4 protein-coding genes are annotated in these 2,816 nt (G+C 70.6%); 3 read left to right on the top strand and 1 reads right to left on the bottom strand.

Annotation, left to right across the window (positions count from 1 at the left end):
- The 3 genes from D7V88_RS40400 to recR form a co-directional block, all read left to right on the top strand.
- The coding region (locus D7V88_RS40400; RefSeq protein WP_147449103.1) for a DNA polymerase III subunit gamma/tau at positions 1-1,156 on the top strand (1,156 nt) is incomplete at its 5' end.
- A gap of 97 nt (positions 1,157-1,253) precedes the next feature.
- Positions 1,254-1,571: a YbaB/EbfC family nucleoid-associated protein gene (locus D7V88_RS40395; protein WP_120538408.1), complete on the top strand. Its 318-nt coding sequence runs from the start codon at positions 1,254-1,256 to the stop codon at positions 1,569-1,571.
- A 6-nt stretch (positions 1,572-1,577) separates the two neighbouring features.
- Positions 1,578-2,171, top strand: coding sequence for a recombination mediator RecR (gene recR / locus D7V88_RS40390; RefSeq protein ID WP_120538409.1), 594 nt, complete (start codon positions 1,578-1,580; stop codon positions 2,169-2,171).
- Between the two features lie 43 nt (positions 2,172-2,214).
- Here recR and D7V88_RS42800 read toward each other — a convergent pair.
- Positions 2,215-2,816 (bottom strand): AgmX/PglI C-terminal domain-containing protein (locus D7V88_RS42800; RefSeq protein WP_147449102.1); only part of this gene is annotated, 602 nt, incomplete at its 5' end.

Genomic DNA, 2,816 nt, shown 5'->3' with positions numbered 1-2,816 from the left:
CGTGGAGCCCGCGTCTTCACCCGGGCCTACCGTGCGCATCACCAACATGCGCCGGCCCGAACCGGAGGGCCCGCCCGAGCCGCAGCCTTACGATGATGAGACGGATGAACGCCTCTTCCCGGAGGAGGGCTCCGCCGAAGGCTGTGCTTCCGGCGAGTGCCTCCCGTCGGATGGACCCACCGCGTTCACTCCGGCCCCGACCGAGCCCACGCAGTCGGACTCCGCGCCGACGTCGACCGCCGCTGCGTTCACGGAACAGCACGCCGCTTCCGCGCCGGCCTCCGACACCTTCACGACACTGACTCCGGCGCCCAACGCTTTCGCTTCAACACCCGCCTTCACGGCATCGCCCGCTCCGGCGCTCAACGCCTTTGCTCCGGCACCCGCCGCTTTCACGGAACAGCCTGCGGCGCCCACTCCGGCACCCGCCGCCCTCACGCCGGCGCCCACCACGTTCGCGCCACCGCCCCCTGCGCCGACTCCAGCACCCGCCGCGTTCGCGCCACCGCCCGCGGAAGTCGCACCGCCGTCCGCCGTTCGCGCATCACCCGCTGCGTTCACCCCGCCGTCGCCCGTTCGCGCGCCGCCTCCCACGTTCACGCCGCCGCCCGCAGCGTTCGAACCGGAACCTCCGGAACCCGAACCGCCGCCCGCATCCGCGCCCGTCGCGTCCGGCCGAGACAACCCCAACCGCTCGCTCCCCGAGCGCTGGCGCGCCGCCGTGGACAGCGTCAAGGCCACGTCCGTGCGCCATGGCACCGCACTCGCCAACGGGCGCCTTGTGTCCATGAAGGCGGGCGAAATCGTCCTCGGCTTCCCGCCCACCGCGGCCTTCCACAAGGCCGCCGTGACGGCCGCCGCGGGCAAGGCCACCGTCGACGCGGCCCTGGCCTCGCACTTCGGCCGGCCCGTGAAGCTCACCATCCAGGACGTCGCCCAGGCCCAGGAAGCGCACAGCCTGGGGATGAGCATCTCCGAACAGGACTCCCACAGCCGCGCCACCCACGAGAAGTCCACCGAGGGAAAGGTGCGCTCCCATGCCTCCGTGCGGTCCATCCTCAAGATGCTGGGAGGCGAAATCGAACACATCCAGGTCTACGAGCCCGAGCGCCCACCGGCCGTCCTCACGGACATGCCCACCACTCCTGATGACTGACAACGCCCCCGGGCCCCGCTAGGGTGGGCTCCAACGTCCCTGCTCCGAGCGGCGCCATGGCGGCGCGCGCTCCTACGCCCGGGGACCGAGGAAGCACATGCCCGGCATCGACCTGAACTACTTCATCCGGCAGGCGAACAAGCTCACCGAGAAGATCGAGGAGCGGAAGAAGCAGTTGGCGGAAGAGACCGTCGAGGCGAAGTCCGGCGAAGGCCTCGTGACGGTCGTCGCCAACTGCGTGCAGGAGATCCGCAGCATCAAGATCGACAAGAGCGCCATCGACCCCAACGACCCCGGGATGCTCGAGGACCTCGTCACCGCCGCCGTGAATGCCGCCCTGGCGAACAGCCGGCAGCACATGAACAGCGAGCTGGCGAAGATCTCCGGCGGCGTGAAGATCCCCGGCATTAATTAAACCCGGATGACGCCCGATCCGCTGAACCGCCTGGTCGCCCAGCTCGCGAAGCTGCCGGGCATCGGCGAAAAAACGGCCCAGCGCCTCGCCTTCCACATCCTGCGAGCGCCGGGCGAGTACGCCGTCGACCTCTCCCTCGCCATCCGCGAGGTGAAGGAGAAGGTGCACCTGTGCGTACGCTGCTTCTGCCTCACCGACTCGGAGCTGTGCGGCTTCTGCCGCGACTCGCGCCGGGATGAGCGCTCGCTGTGCGTCGTGGAGACGTACTCGGACCTGATGGCGCTGGAGCGCACCCGCGAATTCAAGGGCCGCTACCACGTGCTGCACGGCGTGCTGTCCCCGCTGGAAGGCGTGGGCCCGGAGCAGCTTCGCATCAAGGAGCTGCTGGAGCGCCTCAACGACAGCCGGGTGGAGGAGATCATCCTCGCCACCAACCCGGACATCGAAGGCGAAGCCACCGCGCTCTACCTCACCCGCCTGCTCAAGCCCATTGGCCTGCGCGTCACCCGGCTCGCCCAGGGCCTGCCCATGGGCGGGGACCTGGAGTTCGCCGACCAGGCCACGCTCGCCAAGGCGCTGTCCGCCCGCCGCGACCTGTGACGGTGTCCCGTCCCGCGCGTTGAAGCGGGACGGGCCCTGCCAGCTACTGCGTCACCTTCCACGAGAACGGCATCAGCACGGTGACTTCCTGGTCGCGGTGCGCCGGGAAGCGCAGGGCCTGCGCCTGGGTCTCCAGGCAGCGGCCCACGTCCGTGGAAGCCAGCGGCCCGCGCGTGCCCGCGCGCACCTTGCCCGACGACACGATGGTGAGCTGCACCTGCACCTCGCCCGCCGTCGACGGCAGGTTGGACTTGTAGCGCTCGAAGCAGCCGGTGATCTTCGAGCGGCCACTCGACACCACGCGCTGGATGTCCTCGATGCCCAGCGTCACCTTCTCCTTCGGCGCGCGGACCGTGCCCTTGCGCGGGGTCGGCTCCTCCGGCACGTCCTCCGGCGGGGGCACATCCGTCACGGAAGTAGCCACCGTGTCACCGCCGGGCACAGCCCCTGATTCGCCGGGCGTACCCGTCGGCCCGGGAGCCTGGGGCGCGACCGCGACCGGAGGCGTGCCCACCGGCGCCGTGGGAACCACCGGCTCAGCGACCTTCACGGGCTCCGGTTGCGTCTGGACCGGAACCGTTGCCCCCTGCGTGGAGCCTGGTCGCGCGACGACAAAGGCCGTCCCCGCGAGCACCAGCCCCACCC

Source organism: Corallococcus terminator, assembly GCF_003611635.1.
Taxonomy (GTDB): Bacteria; Myxococcota; Myxococcia; order Myxococcales; family Myxococcaceae; genus Corallococcus; species Corallococcus terminator.
Note: the sequence above shows the minus strand (reverse complement) of the source record. Positions and strands in the feature narration are given on the sequence as shown.

Bases quoted from the DNA above. Each gene is read 5' to 3' on its own strand.
- recR (WP_120538409.1), top strand. From the start codon at position 1,578: ATGACGCCCGATCCGCTGAACCGCCTGGTCGCCCAGCTCGCGAAGCTG.
- D7V88_RS40395 (WP_120538408.1), top strand. From the start codon at position 1,254: ATGCCCGGCATCGACCTGAACTACTTCATCCGGCAGGCGAACAAGCTC.